Annotated in this window: 14 protein-coding genes; 5 read left to right on the plus strand and 9 right to left on the minus strand. The window is 67.7% G+C overall.

Translation table 11 applies throughout. The features are described 5' to 3' along the window. Positions 1-174 precede the first annotated feature (174 nt). Positions 175-1152, plus strand: a complete 978-nt coding sequence (locus tag N5C18_RS15165; RefSeq protein WP_279944973.1) for a zinc-binding dehydrogenase — start codon at positions 175-177, stop codon at positions 1150-1152. A gap of 232 nt (positions 1153-1384) precedes the next feature. Further along, the gene (locus tag N5C18_RS15170; protein WP_279944974.1) at positions 1385-4012 is read left to right on the plus strand and encodes a TonB-dependent receptor; all 2628 of its coding nucleotides are present in this window, start codon (positions 1385-1387) and stop codon (positions 4010-4012) included. Positions 4013-4110: 98 nt separating this feature from the next. Here the strand turns inward: N5C18_RS15170 and betT are convergent, their stop codons facing one another. The 7 genes from betT to N5C18_RS15205 form a co-directional block, all read right to left on the minus strand. Continuing rightward, the gene (gene betT / locus N5C18_RS15175) at positions 4111-6090 is read right to left on the minus strand and encodes a choline BCCT transporter BetT (protein ID WP_279944975.1); all 1980 of its coding nucleotides are present in this window, start codon (positions 6088-6090) and stop codon (positions 4111-4113) included. A 228-nt stretch (positions 6091-6318) separates the two neighbouring features. Next, positions 6319-6630, minus strand: coding sequence for a hypothetical protein (locus tag N5C18_RS15180; protein ID WP_279944976.1), 312 nt, complete (start codon positions 6628-6630; stop codon positions 6319-6321). After that, entirely contained in the window at positions 6573-6995 is a 423-nt protein-coding gene (locus N5C18_RS15185; protein ID WP_279944977.1) for a phosphotransferase, read from the minus strand. The genes N5C18_RS15180 and N5C18_RS15185 overlap by 58 nt, the downstream gene beginning before the upstream one ends. Before the next feature lie 118 nt (positions 6996-7113). Further along, complete coding sequence (locus N5C18_RS15190) at positions 7114-7623, minus strand: acyloxyacyl hydrolase (RefSeq protein WP_053511500.1); 510 nt, start codon at positions 7621-7623, stop codon at positions 7114-7116. 258 nt (positions 7624-7881) lie between these two features. Continuing rightward, entirely contained in the window at positions 7882-9186 is a 1305-nt protein-coding gene (locus N5C18_RS15195) for an ATP-binding protein (RefSeq protein WP_053511501.1), read from the minus strand. Between the two features lies 1 nt (position 9187). Continuing rightward, complete coding sequence (locus tag N5C18_RS15200) at positions 9188-9874, minus strand: winged helix-turn-helix domain-containing protein (protein ID WP_154582920.1); 687 nt, start codon at positions 9872-9874, stop codon at positions 9188-9190. Positions 9875-9985: 111 nt separating this feature from the next. After that, positions 9986-10366, minus strand: coding sequence for a VOC family protein (locus N5C18_RS15205; protein WP_053511503.1), 381 nt, complete (start codon positions 10364-10366; stop codon positions 9986-9988). A 150-nt stretch (positions 10367-10516) separates the two neighbouring features. Here N5C18_RS15205 and N5C18_RS15210 point away from each other — a divergent pair, with 150 nt between their 5' ends. The 3 genes from N5C18_RS15210 (at position 10517) to N5C18_RS15220 (ending at position 14994) form a co-directional block, all read left to right on the plus strand. After that, the gene (locus N5C18_RS15210) at positions 10517-11035 is read left to right on the plus strand and encodes a sigma-70 family RNA polymerase sigma factor (RefSeq protein WP_279944979.1); all 519 of its coding nucleotides are present in this window, start codon (positions 10517-10519) and stop codon (positions 11033-11035) included. Further along, positions 11032-11976, plus strand: a complete 945-nt coding sequence (locus N5C18_RS15215) for a FecR domain-containing protein (RefSeq protein WP_279944981.1) — start codon at positions 11032-11034, stop codon at positions 11974-11976. The genes N5C18_RS15210 and N5C18_RS15215 overlap by 4 nt, the downstream gene beginning before the upstream one ends. Positions 11977-12045: 69 nt before the next feature. After that, entirely contained in the window at positions 12046-14994 is a 2949-nt protein-coding gene (locus N5C18_RS15220) for a TonB-dependent receptor (protein ID WP_279944982.1), read from the plus strand. Between the two features lie 126 nt (positions 14995-15120). Here the strand turns inward: N5C18_RS15220 and N5C18_RS15225 are convergent, their stop codons facing one another. Together N5C18_RS15225 and N5C18_RS15230 are read right to left on the minus strand one after the other, a co-directional pair. Beyond that, positions 15121-15444 carry an SMR family transporter gene (locus N5C18_RS15225; RefSeq protein ID WP_053512188.1) on the minus strand — a complete coding sequence of 108 codons (324 nt, stop codon included), beginning with the start codon at positions 15442-15444 and terminating at the stop codon, positions 15121-15123. Continuing rightward, a complete protein-coding gene (locus N5C18_RS15230; RefSeq protein WP_006450325.1) occupies positions 15444-15797 on the minus strand; it encodes an SMR family transporter in 354 nt (117 codons plus the stop codon). The genes N5C18_RS15225 and N5C18_RS15230 overlap by 1 nt, the downstream gene beginning before the upstream one ends. Between the last annotated feature and the right edge of the window lie 146 nt (positions 15798-15943).

Raw genomic sequence — 15943 nt, forward strand, 5'->3', positions numbered from 1 at the left:
GGGAGTGACGGCCACAACATAGTGGGGATATTCCGAGTCGTCAACACAAGATGAGGTAATCACGACATGACGCGACGATCCGTCGCAGGATGCCGTGTTGCAGCGGCGGCGCCTTGTCGAACGCGCCCTCGTCCCCAGTTCGATACAACCTCCACTTTCCCCGGAACACAGCCCATGCGCGCTGCCCAGTACGCTTCCTTCGCCGACCCGGCCGACGTCCTTGCCGTTGCCGATGTGGCCCTGCCCGAACCCGGCCCCGGCGAGGTGCGCATCCGTACCGTGCTGGCCTCGATCCACAACCACGACCTGCTGACCGTGCGTGGCCTGTATGGCTACAAGCCGACCCTGCCGGCCATCGCTGGTAGTGAGGCACTGGGCGTGGTCGATGCGCTTGGCGAAGGCGTCGAGGGCCTGCGGATCGGCCAGCGCGTGGCCGCCGCCTCGGTGCACGGCACCTGGGCCGAAGCGTTCATCGCACCGGCGCGCATGGTGATTCCGATGCCGGACGCCATCGCCGACGAGATGGCCGCACAGCTGATCGCGATGCCGCTGAGCGCGCTGATGCTGCTGGAGTTCCTGCACGTCGAGCCGGGCCAGTGGATCGTGCAGAACACCGCCAACGGGGCCGTCGGCAAGTCGCTGGCGATGCTGGCGCGGGCGCGCGGCGTGCACGTGGCCAACCTGGTGCGCAACGCCGACGCGGTGGCGCAGCTGCAGGCACTCGGCATCGATTACGTATTTGATACCTCGGTGGACGGCTGGAAGGATCGCGTGCGCGCCGCAACGGGCGAAGCGCAGGCAGCGGCGGCAGTCGATTCCATCGGCGGCGACGCCAGCGGCGACCTGGTCGACCTGCTTGGCCACCACGGCACCCTGGTCTCGTTCGGCGTGATGAGCGGCCAGCCGATGCACATCCCCGCCGGTGGCCTGATCTACAAGGAGGCCACGGTGAAGGGCTTCTGGGGCAGCAAGGTCAGCCAGGCGATGGCGGTGGAAGACAAGCGGCGGCTGGTCGGCGAACTGCTGAAGCGCGCCGCCGGCGGCGAACTGACCCTGTCAGTGGAGCGGGTCTTCGCACTGGATGATATTGCCCAGGCAGCGAAGGCCGCGGGCGGCTCGGGTCGCAACGGCAAGGTGCTGCTGCGGCCTTGATGGGCTGGCATTGCCTTCTGTAGAGCCGAGCCATGCTCGGCTGCTTTCCGGTCAGTGTGCGGAGCCGAGCGTAGGCTCGGCTCTACAGCAGCGCGCGGACCAACGGCCCGCACCCACCGAGTCATTTCGTTAAGAACCTGTGATGTATAACTGAATGCGCTTTCGTCATTGGAAGGCGCGTGCAGTCGCGTGCGGTACTGAAGGCTCCTCCCCGTTCGGCGTTGTCGCTTTCATGTACCGCACCACCCTGAACCTGCTTGCCGGCGCCATCGCGCTGGGCCTTTCCGCCGGAACTGCCGGCGCCGCTGAAACTGCCGACACCGGCAAGGACAGCACCACCCTGGGCGCCGTGCTGGTGACCGGCTCCAACATCAAGCGCAGCGATACCGCCGGGCCCAACCCGGTGCAGATCGTGAGCCGCGAACAGATCGAACAGACCGGCCGCTCCACCCTCACCGACGTGCTGCGCAACCTGTCGGCCAATGCCGGCAACAGCTTCGACGAGCAGTACACCGGCAGTTTCGCCGCCGGCTCGGCCTCGATCGGCCTGCGTGGCCTGTCGCCGAAGAACACGCTGGTGCTGGTCAACGGCTACCGCGTGTCCAACTTCGGCTTCGCGCTCAACACGCAGGACACCTTCGTCGACCTCAACGCGCTGCCGATCAGCGCGGTCGAACGCATCGAAGTGCTGAAGGACGGTGCCTCGGCGGTGTATGGCTCCGATGCCATCGCCGGCGTCATCAACATCATCCTGCGCAGGAACTTCCAGGGCGTGGAGGTCGGCGGCGGTTTCGGTACCGCTACCCAGGACGGCTTGAACGAACGCAAAGCCAATCTGCTCGCTGGGTTCGGCGACCTCGAACAGCAGGGCTGGAACGTGCTGTTCGGGCTGGACCTGCTCAAGCGAGATCGCCTCGACGCCGATCAGCGCGCCTACACCCGCAGCGGCGATTTCCGCGACAAGCCCGGTGGCCGCCTGGCCGGCTGGTCCACTGCCGGTGGCAACTGGCTGTCCAACCCACGCGCACCGCAGCCATTCGCCAACTGCCCCGATGGCAGCCAGTTGCGGCCGTACAGCGATTTCGGCAGCACCCTGCCCGGCCAGGCCTGCGCCTTCAACGCACAACCGTTCAAGACGCTGCAGCCCGGCGCCGAGCGCCTGCAGGCGTCGTTGAGTGCGACCTACCGCTTCAACGACAGCGTCGAAGCGTTCGCCGACGTGCTGTACAGCCACAACAAGGCCGACCAGATCTTCAGCGCGCCGCTCACTGTTGGTCCCGGCCTGCGTGCGTACAACCCGGCCACCGGCACCCTGATCGACGTGCCGGCGGTTCTGCCGGTCGGCCACCCGAACAACCCGGGCAGCACGCCGCTGCCGTTCGAGTACACCTTCTTCGATCTCGGCCCGCGCCTGAAGGACAACACCCAGGTGTTCTACCGCGCGCTGGCCGGCGTGCGCGGCAGCGGTGAACGCTGGGATTGGGAGGCGGCGGCGCTGACCTCGCAGAGTGCGCAGCGCGAGTATGTCGACAACTTCGTCAACCGCTACGCGTTCGAGCAGACCCTGCGCGATGGCAGCTACAACTTCCTCAATCCGTCCAGCGCGCCGGGCGCGCTGGATGCCCTGCGCCTGCAGACCAAGCGCCCGGGTTGGTACAGCCTGCACTCCTTGAACGTGAAGGCCTCGACCACGCTGTGGGAGCTGCCGGCCGGCACGGTCGGCTTCGCCTGGGGTGCCGAGTTCCGCAAGGAATCGCTGGATTCGCGTACCAGCGCGCAGGTGCTGTCCGGTACCGAACTGCGCCCGGCCATCAACGTGGTCAACGGCGAGCGCCAGGTCAGTGCCGCGTACGCCGAACTGAGCGTGCCGCTGCATCGCACGCTGGAGCTGCAGCTGGCTGGTCGCGGCGACCACTACGATGACTTCGGCAAGGCGTTCTCGCCGAAAGTGGCGCTGCGCTGGCAGCCGCTGGACAGCCTGCTGCTGCGCGGCTCGTTCTCACGTGGTTTCCGCGCCCCCTCGCTGCCTGAGATCGCGCCGGGCCAGACCGTCAGCTACGGCTCGGTGATCGATCCGCTGGATCCGCTACAGCCCGGTGGCAGCCGTGGCGTCACCAACATCCGCACCGGCAACCCGGACCTGAAGGCCGAGCGCTCGCGCAACTTCAACGTGGGTGCGGTGTGGTCGCCGGATGGCGACACCAGCATCGGCCTGGACTGGTACCGCATCGAGCAGGACAACCTGGTCAAGCCGGACAGCGCGCAGTTCATCGTCGACAACCCGACCCTGTTCCCCGGCCGCGTGCAGCGTGATGCACAAGGACGCATCCAGTTCATCACCAACCAGTACGCCAACCAGGGCGAGCTGACCACCTCGGGGCTGGACCTGGACGCCACCCGCACCTTCCGCACCGACGGCTGGGGCAGCTTCACCGTGGCCGGCAGCTGGAGCCACCTGCTCAGCTTCAAGCAGCCCCTGGTGGCCGGCCAGGCCCCGTATGACGGTGCCGGCAACAACCGCCACGGCGCACTGCCGCGCACCCGCGGCACCACCTCGCTGAACTGGGCGGTGGGTGACTGGAGCAGCACGCTGAGCCTGCAGTACGTGAGCGGCTACGACCAGCGCGTGGCGACGGCGACCAGCAACCCGGGCCTGCGCGACCGCGTCAAGCCGTATCACCAATTGGATCTGTACGTGGCGTACGAAGGCATTGCCAACACCACGCTGTCACTGTCGGTGCTGAACCTGACCGACAAGGACCCGCCGTTCGATCCGGCCGGTGGCTCCAACGGCTTCGACATCAGCCAGTACAACCTGCGCGGGCAGTTCGTCTCGCTGGGGGCACGCTACCGGTTCTGATGCGGTATCGGGGCGGCGGTGATGCGCCGCCCCATTTGTGCTGCCGGCCAGCGGCCGGCACTACCACCGACCGCCGGGGCAAGCCCGGCGGTCGTGCATCAACGGCTCAGGTGCAGGAACTGCAGGTGCCGTTCGTACTGGCTGATGATGTCGTTGATGATCTGCTTTCGGCTGTAGCCGACCAGGTCGTAGTCCTGGCTGCCTTCGAACAGGTGCACTTCAGCGCGGTAGTAGCGCTGGTTGCGCAGCTGCTGCGCAGCGAACGACGGCGTCAGGTAGCCGCTGAGGATCACCCGGTACAGGAAGTCCTGCTGTTCGCCGTGGTTGACCGACAGCTCCATGTCACCCGCTTCGAAGCGGGTGGCCACGTCCCAGCCCTGCCCGCGCAGCTGCTCGGCCACCGCTTCCATCGCCGGCTTCACCGTGTCGTCCATGAAGCGGTAGACCTGGTCGCGCACCGGGAAGTGCATGGCCTGGCTCAGGCGCTGGCGCCAGCCCTGGTGGTGGCGGTCGTCACCGATCAGCGGCGAGGGACGGTACTGCAGCGCGCGCTTGCGGTGCGATTCGTCACTGAAGGCGCGGGTCAGGCCCCACATCATCAGCAACAACACTGCCGAGAACGGCAGCGACGCCAGCACCACCGCCGATTTCAGCGCATCGATGCTGCCGGCCAGCAACAACCCGGCGGTCAGCACCGCGATGACCGTGCCCCAGAACACACGCAGCCAGCGCGGGCCATCATCCTCCGGTGCACCGCCGTGCGAGGACAACGTGGACAGCACCACCGCGCCGGAGTCAGCCGATGTCACGAAGAAAATGAAACTGACGAACACCGTCACCGCGATCACTGCCTTGCTCCACGGGTAGCCGTCCAGCAGCGCGTACAGCACGGTGGGTGGATCATCCACCGCCAGCTGCGCCAGCTGTTGCTGGCCGTGGTGCAGCACCTGGTCCAGCGCGCTGTTGCCGAAGATCGACAGCCACGCCAGGGTGAAACCGAGCGGTATCAGCAACACGCCGAACACGAATTCGCGGATGGTGCGGCCACGCGAGATGCGCGCGATGAACAGGCCGACGAACGGCGCCCAGCCGATCCACCAGGCCCAGTAGAACACCGTCCAGCCACCCAGCCATTCCGGGCGACCGCCATAGGCGTACACGTCGAAGCTCTTGCCGACCACGCTGCCCAGGTAGTCACCCAGGTTCTGCATCAAGGTGCTGAGCAGGTATTGCGTGGGGCCGGCGCACAGCATGAACAGCACCAGCGCGATCGCCAGCAGCATGTTGATGTTGGCCATCCAGCGCACGCCCTTCTCCACGCCGGAGACAGCCACGGCCACCGCTGCGCCCATCATGCTGACCACCAGGATGATCTGCACCAGGTTGGAGTGCGGGATGTTGAACAGGTGCGACAGGCCGGCATTGAGGTGCAGTACGCCGAAGCCCATGTCGGCGCCGATGCCGAACACGGTGGCGACGATGCCCAGCGCGTCCACGGTGTAGCCGATCGGGCCGTTGATGCGCTTGCCGATCAGCGGGTACAGCGCCGAACGCAGTGCCAGCGGCAGGTTGTGGCGGTACGCGAAATACGCCATCGCCATCGCGGCCAACGCGAACACGCCCCAGCCATGCAGGCCCCAATGCAGGAACAGCAGCTGCATGGCCTGGCGTGCACCGGCCTCGCCCGCTGCGGGGTCGCCCTGCGGCGGTTGCAGGTAGTGGGTCAGCGGTTCGGAAACGCAGAAGAAGAACAGGGTGATGCTGATGCCCGCGGCGAACAGCATGCCGGCCCAGGACAGATAGCTGAACTCCGGCTCGTCATGGTCGGCACCGAGCTTGATGCCACCGTACTTGGACAGCGCCACGCCGACCACGAATACCAGGTACAAGGTCATCGCCAGCAGGTAGTACCAGCCGACATTGAGCGCGGCCCAGTCCTGGGCCTTGACCAGCAGGCGGCCCGCGCCCAGCGGAAACAGGCTGACGAACAGCGCGAACGCCACGACAACGATCGCCGCGAAGGCGAACACAGGCCGAAGGGTGCGCACCGGGGATTGTTGCGGCTCCAGGGCTTCCATGGGGCGGCGTTCTCCGGCAGATCAGTGAATTAGCCGACCGATTCTGGCTGAACCGCAGTGGACAGAGCATGAAGTCGCGGCCAGCCGTCACAGGCTGAGGCCGCCATTCTGTGCTATCACGCGCGCGCATCCACCCGCTCGGACCCGGCTGCATCGGCCACGCCTGCCGGCGCGTGCGGCGCGCACAGCGTGGCCCCTTCCGCCAAACGCGCGTCGGCGCTGGCGCACTCAGGCCAACGCACGACGCAGGATCAGCACGCTGTCGCCGAGGCCTTGGGCGCGACGCCCGGAGAATCTGCACAACGCTGGCAGGAAGCGCAACCGGGACACCGCGCCACGCACCTGCCGCTGCACCTCGGGCGTGCCCTGGCGAAGGCAGTGCCCGATCACTGCAGCCAGCACGCCAAGCGGCAGGCGGGCGTGGCGCACACTGCCACTGGTGAACAGCAGCCAGTCACGCGCCTGCGCCTCGGCCAGCGCCATCACCTGCAACGGGTCTTCTTCCAGATCGAGGAAGCGCAGGCAGCCCTGCGTGTCCACCGCGATATTGCGGGGTGCGCGCGCAGCAGCTCACCGGCGGCAAGCCCCATCAGGCGCTCGGCTTCAGCGGGTCCCGCGCGACGCAGCAGCCGCGCCAGGCTCGGCCCGCCGTCCTCCAGCAGCAGCGTGGCTTCACCGTGGCCCAGTACGCGCGGTACCGGCACGCCGCGTGCGGCCAGTTCGCGCAACCGACGATGCTCCAGCTCGCACGCCAGCCCGGCGCGCAGCCGCGGCGGTGGTCGCAGGCAGCGCAAGCCCAGCAGGCGCACCACCACATCCAGCACGGCCAGTGCCAACCTGCGCCGCTCCCCCGTGTGCTGTTTCAACCAGGTTCGCCGCCCCTCCACCAGCAAGGCCTCGGCCATATCAGGCTCCCTGCGCGGTCTGGACGGGCGCCTCGGCGAATGCCAGAGGTCGGGTGGGCGCACGCATCGCATGCAGGTTGCGCACGGCATGCAATCGCGGGAGGGGGCTGCGCATGGCTCAGTACTCCACGCGCCAGCTGAGCTGCAGCAGGTCCAGCCCCGGGTTGGGCTTCTTGATGCTCGCATTGGAGTAATGCGAATAGCGCAGCGACAGGCTGTGGTGTTCCGCCACGCGCAGGCCGATGCCGAGGTGGTCGCCAAACTGGAACGCGGTACTGATGCGACGACCGCCCACACGGGTGGTATCGAACAGCGTCGGGCCAATGCCCGCTTCAACGAACAGGCGGGCATTCGGCCACCAGCGCAGCATCGGAATGGCACTGGCCTGCCAGGCGTGCTGGCGCTGCGGGTCGCTGGCCTGCCAGCGCGCGAAGCCCAGCTCCATCGCCAGCTCCAACGGACGCCCCGAGGCCGGCTCGCGCCGCCACAACGGGCCACTGTCCCAGATCAACCCTGCACGCTGGTAGTCGCCACGGCCATGACCGAGCTGCAGGCCGATGGATGGACCGGTTTCGGCGGCCGCCGGCAGAGCCGGCAACAGCATCAACAGGCTGGTCCAGGAGCGCATGCTGCGCGCCAGCAACGAGGTTCGGAAAGCAGCAGGGACAGACGGGACCACGCGACAACTCCAGGCGGGAGCCGCACGCCACCTTCACGCCGGCAGGGGCCGGCGCGTCACGCAACGTGGGCTGGGAATGACGCGGACGCGGGCGCGTCCACGAAAGCGTGCATCACCCGGAAAAGTACGGGGGCCACTTCGATGCACAGCCTGGATCACGCCGCTACCGCGATCCTCGTCGTGCGGTATCCGCTTTGTAAGGCTTTGTCAGTGCAGCGCGGCCACCGGCCAGCGCATCACGAACGAGGCACCGCCGAGGGCGCTGTCCTCCACCCGCACGCTGCCGTGGTGGCAGGCCACGATGCGGGCCACCATTGCCAGGCCGAGACCAACACCGCCGGTCGTGCGCTGGCGGCTGAGGTCCAGCCGGGTAAAGGGCTGGAACACGCGCTCACGATCGGCGGCAGCGATACCCGGGCCATCGTCGCAGACGCGCAGCTGCCAGTGATCGCCGTCCCGCTGCAGCTGCAGGCGCACCCGCGAACGCGCGTGCGCCAGCGCGTTGCGCAGCAGGTTGAGGGTGGCCCGCGCCATGTAGTGCGGGTGCAGCTGTACCTGTGGTGGCACGCACTCCACCACTTCGCAGGTGATGCCACTGCCCTGCGCATCGCGGCTGATCACGCGCAGCTGGTCCTGCAGCCATTCAGGGGCATCCACGCGCTCCTGCTGCAGGCGCCGGCCTACATGTTCCAGCCGCGCCTCGAACAGGAGTTCGCCGACCAGCTCGTCCAGGCCGCGCAGGTCTTCGCGCATCTCCTGCAGCAACTGCCTGCGCGCGTCTGCACATGTCTCGGCAGACAAAAGATCCAGCTCGAACTGCAGCCGGGCGATCGGCGTGCGCAGCTCATGCGAGACGTCGTTGGTCAGCTCACGCTGGCGTGCGACCAGGCTGGCAATGCGTTCGCCCATTTGGTTGAACTGACGGGCCAGCGGCGCCACGCTGGAGCGCTCGGAGATGCGCGCGCGGGCGTTGAGGTCGCCCTCGCCCATGCGCATGCTGGCCGCGCCCAGCCGTTGCAGGTCGCGCCAGGTCGGCCAGGCCCACGCCAGCAGGAACGCCGCCGACACCGAGACCAGCAGCAGCACCGCCAGCGCGATCGAGGCCGGGTCAAGCGGCGGTGAACTGGGCAGCCGCAGATGCAGCCATTGCGCGGGTGCACCGGCGTGTCCCGGCAGCAGCCGGTAGAAGTCCTGCTGCTCGTTGCGGGCAAGGAGGCCGAACTGCTCAAGGGCCCGCTGTTCCTCGGCCCGCGGCCGCACCGCATCGGCTGCCAGCAGCTCAAGCGCGGGCCCATAGTGCGGCGCCAGGCGCTGCAGCTCGGCCTCGCGCTGTGCGGCATCCCTTCCCTGCAGCAGCTCGCCCAGCGTGAACAACGGTCCGCGTACCGCATCACGGTAGTAGGCGTCGGCGTCGTTGCTGAAGCGCTCCTGCAGCAACAGGGGTACCGTCCACAGCGCCACGCCGAATCCGATGCTGGCCAGCACCAGCAGGCGCAGGAAGAAGCGCAGCACGTCAGGCCCCGGCCGGCAGGAACAGGTAGCCCTGGCCGCGCACCGTCTTGATCCGGGCCGGGTCGCGTGGATCGTCCTGCAGCTTCCGCCGCAGCTTGCTCACGCACATGTCCACGCTGCGGTCCAGGCCGTTGAAGTCGATGCCGCGCACGCTGTTGAGCAGGTCGTCGCGGCTGAGCACCTCGCCACTGCGGCTGGCCAGCGTCCAGAGCATCTCGAATTCGCCGGTGGTCAGCTCCAGGCGCTGCCCACCCAGCTGCACGGAGCGGCTGCGGCGGTCGATGTCCAGCGTATCGAAGCGCAGCCGCTGGTCATCGGCCTGCGCCTGTGCCGGGCGCCGCAGCAGCGCGCGCAGCCGTGCCAGCAGCACCGGTGGCTCCACCGGCTTGATGACATAGTCATCGGCGCCGGATTCCAGGCCCAGCACATGGTCCAGCGCGTTGTCGCGGGCGGTCAGCATCAGCACCGGGACGTTGCAGAACGCGCGCAGGTCGCGGCACACCTGCAATCCATCACGGCCGGGCAGCATCAGATCCAGTACCACCACGTCCGGCTGCAGTGACTGGACCGCTGCACATGCCTGGCCACCGTCGTGCACGCAGTGCACCTGGTAGCCGTGCGGTTGCAGGTAGCGGCTGATCAGGCCGGCCAGCTTCAGATCGTCTTCCACAAGCAGCAGTCGGGTCATCGAGTTCCATCTCATCCGGCGCCCGCCGCACGGTGGCGGGCGCGGCCGATTCTACCCAGCGCCGGAAGCGCCGCATCGGTCGGAAGTACCGGATCGATCCCGCCGTTGGCTTCAGGTCATCACATGCACCGCGCACAGCTTGTTGCCATCCGGGTCGCGCAGGTAGGCCAGGAACAACTGGCGGCCGGCCATGTTGCGGATGCCGGCCGGGTCTTCGATGGCGGTGCCGCCATGGGCCACGCCGGCGTCCTGCCAGCCGCGCACGGCCTCGGCACTGTCCAGGGTGAAGCCGATGGTGCCGCCGTTGGCATGGCACGCCGGCTCGCCGTCGATGGGGGCGGTGACGATGAACATCCGGCCGTCCTTGAAGTACACCAGGCGACCCTTGTCGTCGAACACCCCCGGGCGCGCACCCAGGGCGGTGAACAGGGCCTCATAGAAGCGGTGCGCGGCCTCCATGTCGTTCGTTCCAACGGTGATGTGGCTGAACATGCGGGCACTCCTTGTGGAAAGACCGCAGTGTCGGCGAGCGCAGGGGCGCATCGCAAATCCATCCTCCTCGCGCCTTGGCTGCACAAAGGTTTGTCGAGTGGCGCACGATCACCCTATAATGGGAATCATTCTCATTAATGATCGATGCCGATGGCCGTGCCCGCCGCCTCCAGCACTGCGCTGGCGGGGTTCTACCGCGAACACCATGGTTGGCTGCTGGGCTGGCTGCGCCGCCGCACCCACAACGCCGATTGCGCTGCCGACCTGACCCAGGACACCTTCCTGCGCCTGCTCAGCCGTCGCGTCGATCCGGCCGAGCTGCGCCTGCCGCGTGCCTACCTCAGCACCATCGCGCACGCGCTGCTGGTCAACCACTGGCAGCGCGCCGACCTGGAGCGTGCCTATCTGGCCGCGCTGGCCGCGCAACCGGAGCCGGTGCACCCGTCTGCGGAGGAACGCACGCAGGCATTGCAGCTGCTGCATGCCATCGCCGACATGCTGTCCGGCCTGGCCGAGCGACCGCGGCGCGCCTTCCTGCTGGCACGGCTGTCCGGACTCGGCTATGCGGAGATCGGCCAGCAGCTGGGCGTGTCCGAGCGGATGGTCAAGAAGTACATGGCACAGGCGATGCTGCATTGCCTGCGCTTGTCCGGCGACGCCAAGGCATGAGTACCGCGCTCGCCAGCCCGGCGCTGGAACAGGCCGCAGAGTGGTTCGCGCTGCGCCAGCAGGGCTGGAGTGACGGCGACCAGCAGCGCTGGCGCGCATGGCTGCACGCCGATGCCGGCCACGCCGATGCCTGGCAGCGGGTCGAGTCGGTCTGGCAGTCGTTCGCACCGTTGTCGGCTCCCGCGGCAGCGAGGGCGCTGGATGCTGCTGGCCGTCGCCGCCGGCAGGCACTGCGCGGCCTCGGCGGCGCCCTCGGCCTTGGCGCCTTCTCGTTGCTCGGCCTGCACGCCGTGCAGCTGCAGCGCGGCCTGCAGACGCAGCGCACCGCCGCCGGACACACAGGCCACTGGACCCTGACCGATGGCAGCCGGCTGTGGCTCAACGCCGACAGTGAAGTGTCGATCGACATCGGCAACGGCCGCCGCAACCTGCACCTGCTGCGCGGCGAACTGCTGCTGCAGACCGGGCATCTGGCCGCATTTGCCCATCTGCCGCTGTCGGTGCATGTACCGGGCGCGCGCCTGCAGCCGATCGGCACCCGCTTCGCGGTCGGCCGTGAGCCGCAGGGCAGTCGCCTGGATGTGTTCGAGGGCGCGGTGCGCTGCCTGCCGCTGTTCGGCGCGGCGCAGGACGTACCCGCAGGCGGCGCGATGCGGATCGGTCCAATGGGCGGACTGACGACGGTCGATGCGGATCCGCTGCGTGGCGACTGGCAGGATGGCCGACTGCAGGTGCAGGACGTGCCCCTGATCCGCGTCATCGACGAGCTCGCCCGCCACCATCGCGGTTACCTCGGGTGTGATCCGGCGCTCGCCGCATTGAACGTCACCGCCGTACTGCCACGCCTGGACAGCCTGCAGGCCCTGCAACTGTTGGTCCGCGCCCTGCCGATCCGCATCGAGCAGCGCTGGCCGTGGTGGACCGTCATGCGTCCGCATTGAAACAGCGGTTCCCTTTCTGCGCCCTCACCGGGCCTAGCAAGGGAACCCATTGCGGATGTTGCCGCCCCCATGAAACTGCCCTGCCCCTCCCCTCGCCCGCTGGCCATCGCGCTGTGCCTGGCCCTGACCACCCCGTGCCTGTTGCCGGCCGCCGCCCATGCACAGGACACCAAAGCATCCGTGCGCTGGCAGATCCCGGCGGGTGCGCTCGACCAGGCCCTGACCGCGTTCGGCCAGCAGTCCGGCCTGTCCATCGCCGCCGATGCGCGCCTGACCCGGGGTCGCCACAGCAACGGCGTACAGGCCACGCTCGACGCCGATGCCGCATTGGCACAGCTGCTGGCCGGTACCGGCCTGACCTTCCAGCGTGATGCCAGCGGTGTGGTGCTGCAGGCGGCACCCAACGCTGAAGCAGGAGTGCGCCAGATCGGCACCCTGCGCGTGGCTGGCCAGGCCAGCGAAGGCGCTTCGCCGTGGGGCCTGGCCGACGCCGATGCGGTCTACCGTGACAGCGGCTCGCGCGTGCACCTGGACCGCCAGCAGCTGGAACGCTTCCGCGGCCAGTCGATCGGCGATGTGCTGGCCGGTGCGGTCGGCGTGCATACCGCTGACGTCCGCAATGGCGGCGCGCTGGACGTCAACATCCGCGGCCTGCAGGGCCAGAACCGGGTGCCGGTGATCATCGACGGCGGCCAGCAGGCCATCGACGTGTACCGCGGCTATGCCGGCGTGCAGCAGCGCAGCTACCTCGATCCGGACCTGATCAGCGCGGTCAGCATCGAGAAGGGACCGAGCCTGGCCGCCAATGCCGCCAGCGCGATCGGCGGCGTGGTCTACATGGAAACGCTGAACGTCGATGACATCCTCGACGATGGGCAGGACTGGGGCCTGCGCGTGCGCGGCGGCGTGGCCGACAACAGCATCGACCGCACGCGCGTGTTCAAGCAGGTGGCGCGTGGCAGCGACAACCGCAACAGCCTGCGCGACCCGCGTGACTGGAATGGCAGCGTGGCCTTCGCCCAGCGCGGCGAAGACTGGCAGCTGGTGGCCGCCTATGCACGTCGCCGCCAGGGCAACTTCTTCGCCGGCAGCAACGATGCGCATCGTTACGACAATCAGCACTTGTCCAGCGGCGGCACCGGCATGTCCAGCCAGGCGGTGTCCAAGCTCTTCCATCCGGGCGACGAGGTACTCAACACGCATACCGACAACGAATCGGCACTGCTGAAATTCACCTGGACACCCGACCCCGACCAGCGGCTGGAGCTGAGCCACCGCTTCTTCAACTCCAGCTTCGGCGAAATCATGCCGTCGGCGATCGGCCGCGTGGGCGAGTCCAACGAATGGGTGACCTACGTGGACAAGGCCAACACCATGTTCCAGTTCGAGCCGGGGAAGATGCGGGTCAACGCCACCTCGCTGCGCCATCGCTACCGGCCCGAGGCACACCCGTGGCTGGACCTGAGCAGTACCCTGTGGTTCACCACCGCCACCAGCCGCATGTTCAACAGCAACATCGCCAACACGCCGCTGTTCAAGAACTATCCGGGTGACGCGATGCCCGACACGCTGGGCGAGACCTACGGCCCGGGCCTGCAGTCGGACGTGAAGACCCAGCGCTGGGGCCTGGACAGCAGCAACACCACCCGCTTCAGCAACGATCTGGGTGAGTGGACGCTGCGCTACGGTGCCGCCTTCCAGCATGAGGACACCGCGCCGAATTCACCGGTGCTGCCGGTGGACTACAACAACAACCGCTACCTGCGCTCGGGCACGCGCCGCGAAGCCAGCGTCGTCGCCTCGCTGCAGTGGCAGCCGTGGGACTGGCTGTCGCTGACCGCGGGCGGGCGCTTCATCGACTACCGCACCCGTGACCGCAACCGCGTGGCCTTCGTCAGCGAATCGCGTGACCTGCGCTACACCTTCGCCCGCCTGAGCAAGGGCGGCCAGCTGCTGCCGGGCTGGTACAAGGAGTGGTACCCGGACGCACAGGGCAACTACACGTATGACTCGCTGCGCGCCACGCCCTATGGCGACAGCACGCTGGGCCAGGCCTACGACTTCGATGGCTTCATTCCCGATCCGCGCGGTGCCAACGGCTTCTACACCAAGCAGATTCCCACCGCGTGGGGCTACAAGCCGGCGATCCGCCGCTCCGGCCACGGCTTCGCACCGTATGCCGAGGCCCGCTTCAACCTCGATGCGGACATGTTCTTCTACGTGAAGTACGCGCAGGGCTGGAAGATGCCCAGCCTGTTCGAATCGACGCTGGGCAACAGCACCTCGGCGCCAGTGGCCGACCTGAAGCCGGAAAAGAACCGCTCCTGGGACATCGGCTTCAGCCTGCTCAAGCAGGACCTCTGGCGTGACGGCGACCGCCTAGCGTTCAAGGTGGCCTGGTTCAAGAACGATATCGACAACGCGATCACCCGCCGCTTCGATTCCAGCACCTGGGCGTTCTACGTCGACAACGTCGACAACTACACGGTGTCCGGCTACGAGCTGCAATCGGGCTATGACGCCGGCATTGCCTACCTGGACCTGTCGGCCAGCTACTACCAGCGCGCACGCACCTGCGATGCGGCCACCGCCAAGCGCCTGCGCGAAGACCCGTATGCCAAGTGGAGCAAGCTGGATACCACGCCGGACTGCGTGGACGGCGGCTTCGGTACCTCGTTCGTCAACGCGCAGAACCCGCCGAAGTACTCGATCCACAGCACGCTGGGCTTCCGCCTGTTCGACCGCCGCCTGGATACCGGCATCCGCCGCACCTACAACAGTGGCCCCACCCATGAACTGGACAAGCCCTGGAACACGACCGGTTCGACCGGCCTGCAGAACATCTACCTGCCCACCGCGATCTATGACTTCTACGCGCGCTGGCAGTTCACCCCGAAAGCCGAGGTGGAACTGGTGGTCAGCAACCTGCGCGACACCTACTACATGGACACGCTGGCGATGAGCCTGATGCCGGGCCCGGGCCGCACCACGCGGCTGAACTTCACCGCACGCTTCTGAGCCCTGCGGATACGACAGCGCCCCGGGGAGATCCTCCCCGGGGCGCTTGCCTGCGCGACTCACGCTCCGGCAGGTGCCGGTGACTCAGCACTGGTGGGTGCCAACCTTGGTTCGCACAGCGGCGCATTACTTCGCGGTACTGAGCAGCAGTACCGCGAACGTGACCAGCGCGATGCCGACCCAGCCGATCGGACGCAGGCGGTTGCCGAACAGCAGGCGGCCGCAGGTAGCGGTACCGATCACACCGATCGCACCCCACATCGCATAGGCGGTGGCCAGGTCCATGTAGCGCACCGCCTGGCCCAGCAGGGCGAAGGCGATCCAGACCATGACGATCGCCGCAACACCCCAGCGCCAGCGGCGGAAGCCTTCCGACTTGGCCACCATCATGTTGGCGGCGACGTCGATCAAGGCCGAACAGATCACGAAAAACAGGGCCAGGGTGTTCATCAGTGCGCCTCCCCGAGGGTGACGCAGACGATGCCGACCACCGCCAGCACCAGGCCGGCCAGCTGCTGCAGCGACAGGCTCTCGCCGAACACGGTGAGGCCGACCACGGTCAGCAGGGTCAGGCCGAGGCCTTCCCAGACCGCATAGGCCACGCCGACCGCGATGCGACGCACCGAGAGCGCCAGGAAGTAATAGGACAGTGCCAGCGCGCCAGCCATGACCAGGTAACCGGTCCAGCCGCCATCACGGGCGGCATGGGCCATGAACGAGGTACCGACCACTTCGGCGACGATCGCCACGGTCAGGCAAGCCCAGGCGACCAACGCGCCACGGGCGGGAACAGTGCGGGACATGTGAAACTCCTTGCAGGGCGGGGACCGCGCCCCGCCATCAGTAGATCCACGCCATGCGTGGATGATCCGGAACGCCCCACAGACAGGGGCGACGACCGGCAGTATCATCGTCTTTTACGGTGGGATCAAAATGGATTCCATCGACA

The sequence above is a fragment of the Stenotrophomonas sp. GD03930 genome (assembly GCF_029839665.1).
GTDB classification, from domain to species: domain Bacteria; phylum Pseudomonadota; class Gammaproteobacteria; order Xanthomonadales; family Xanthomonadaceae; genus Stenotrophomonas; species Stenotrophomonas forensis.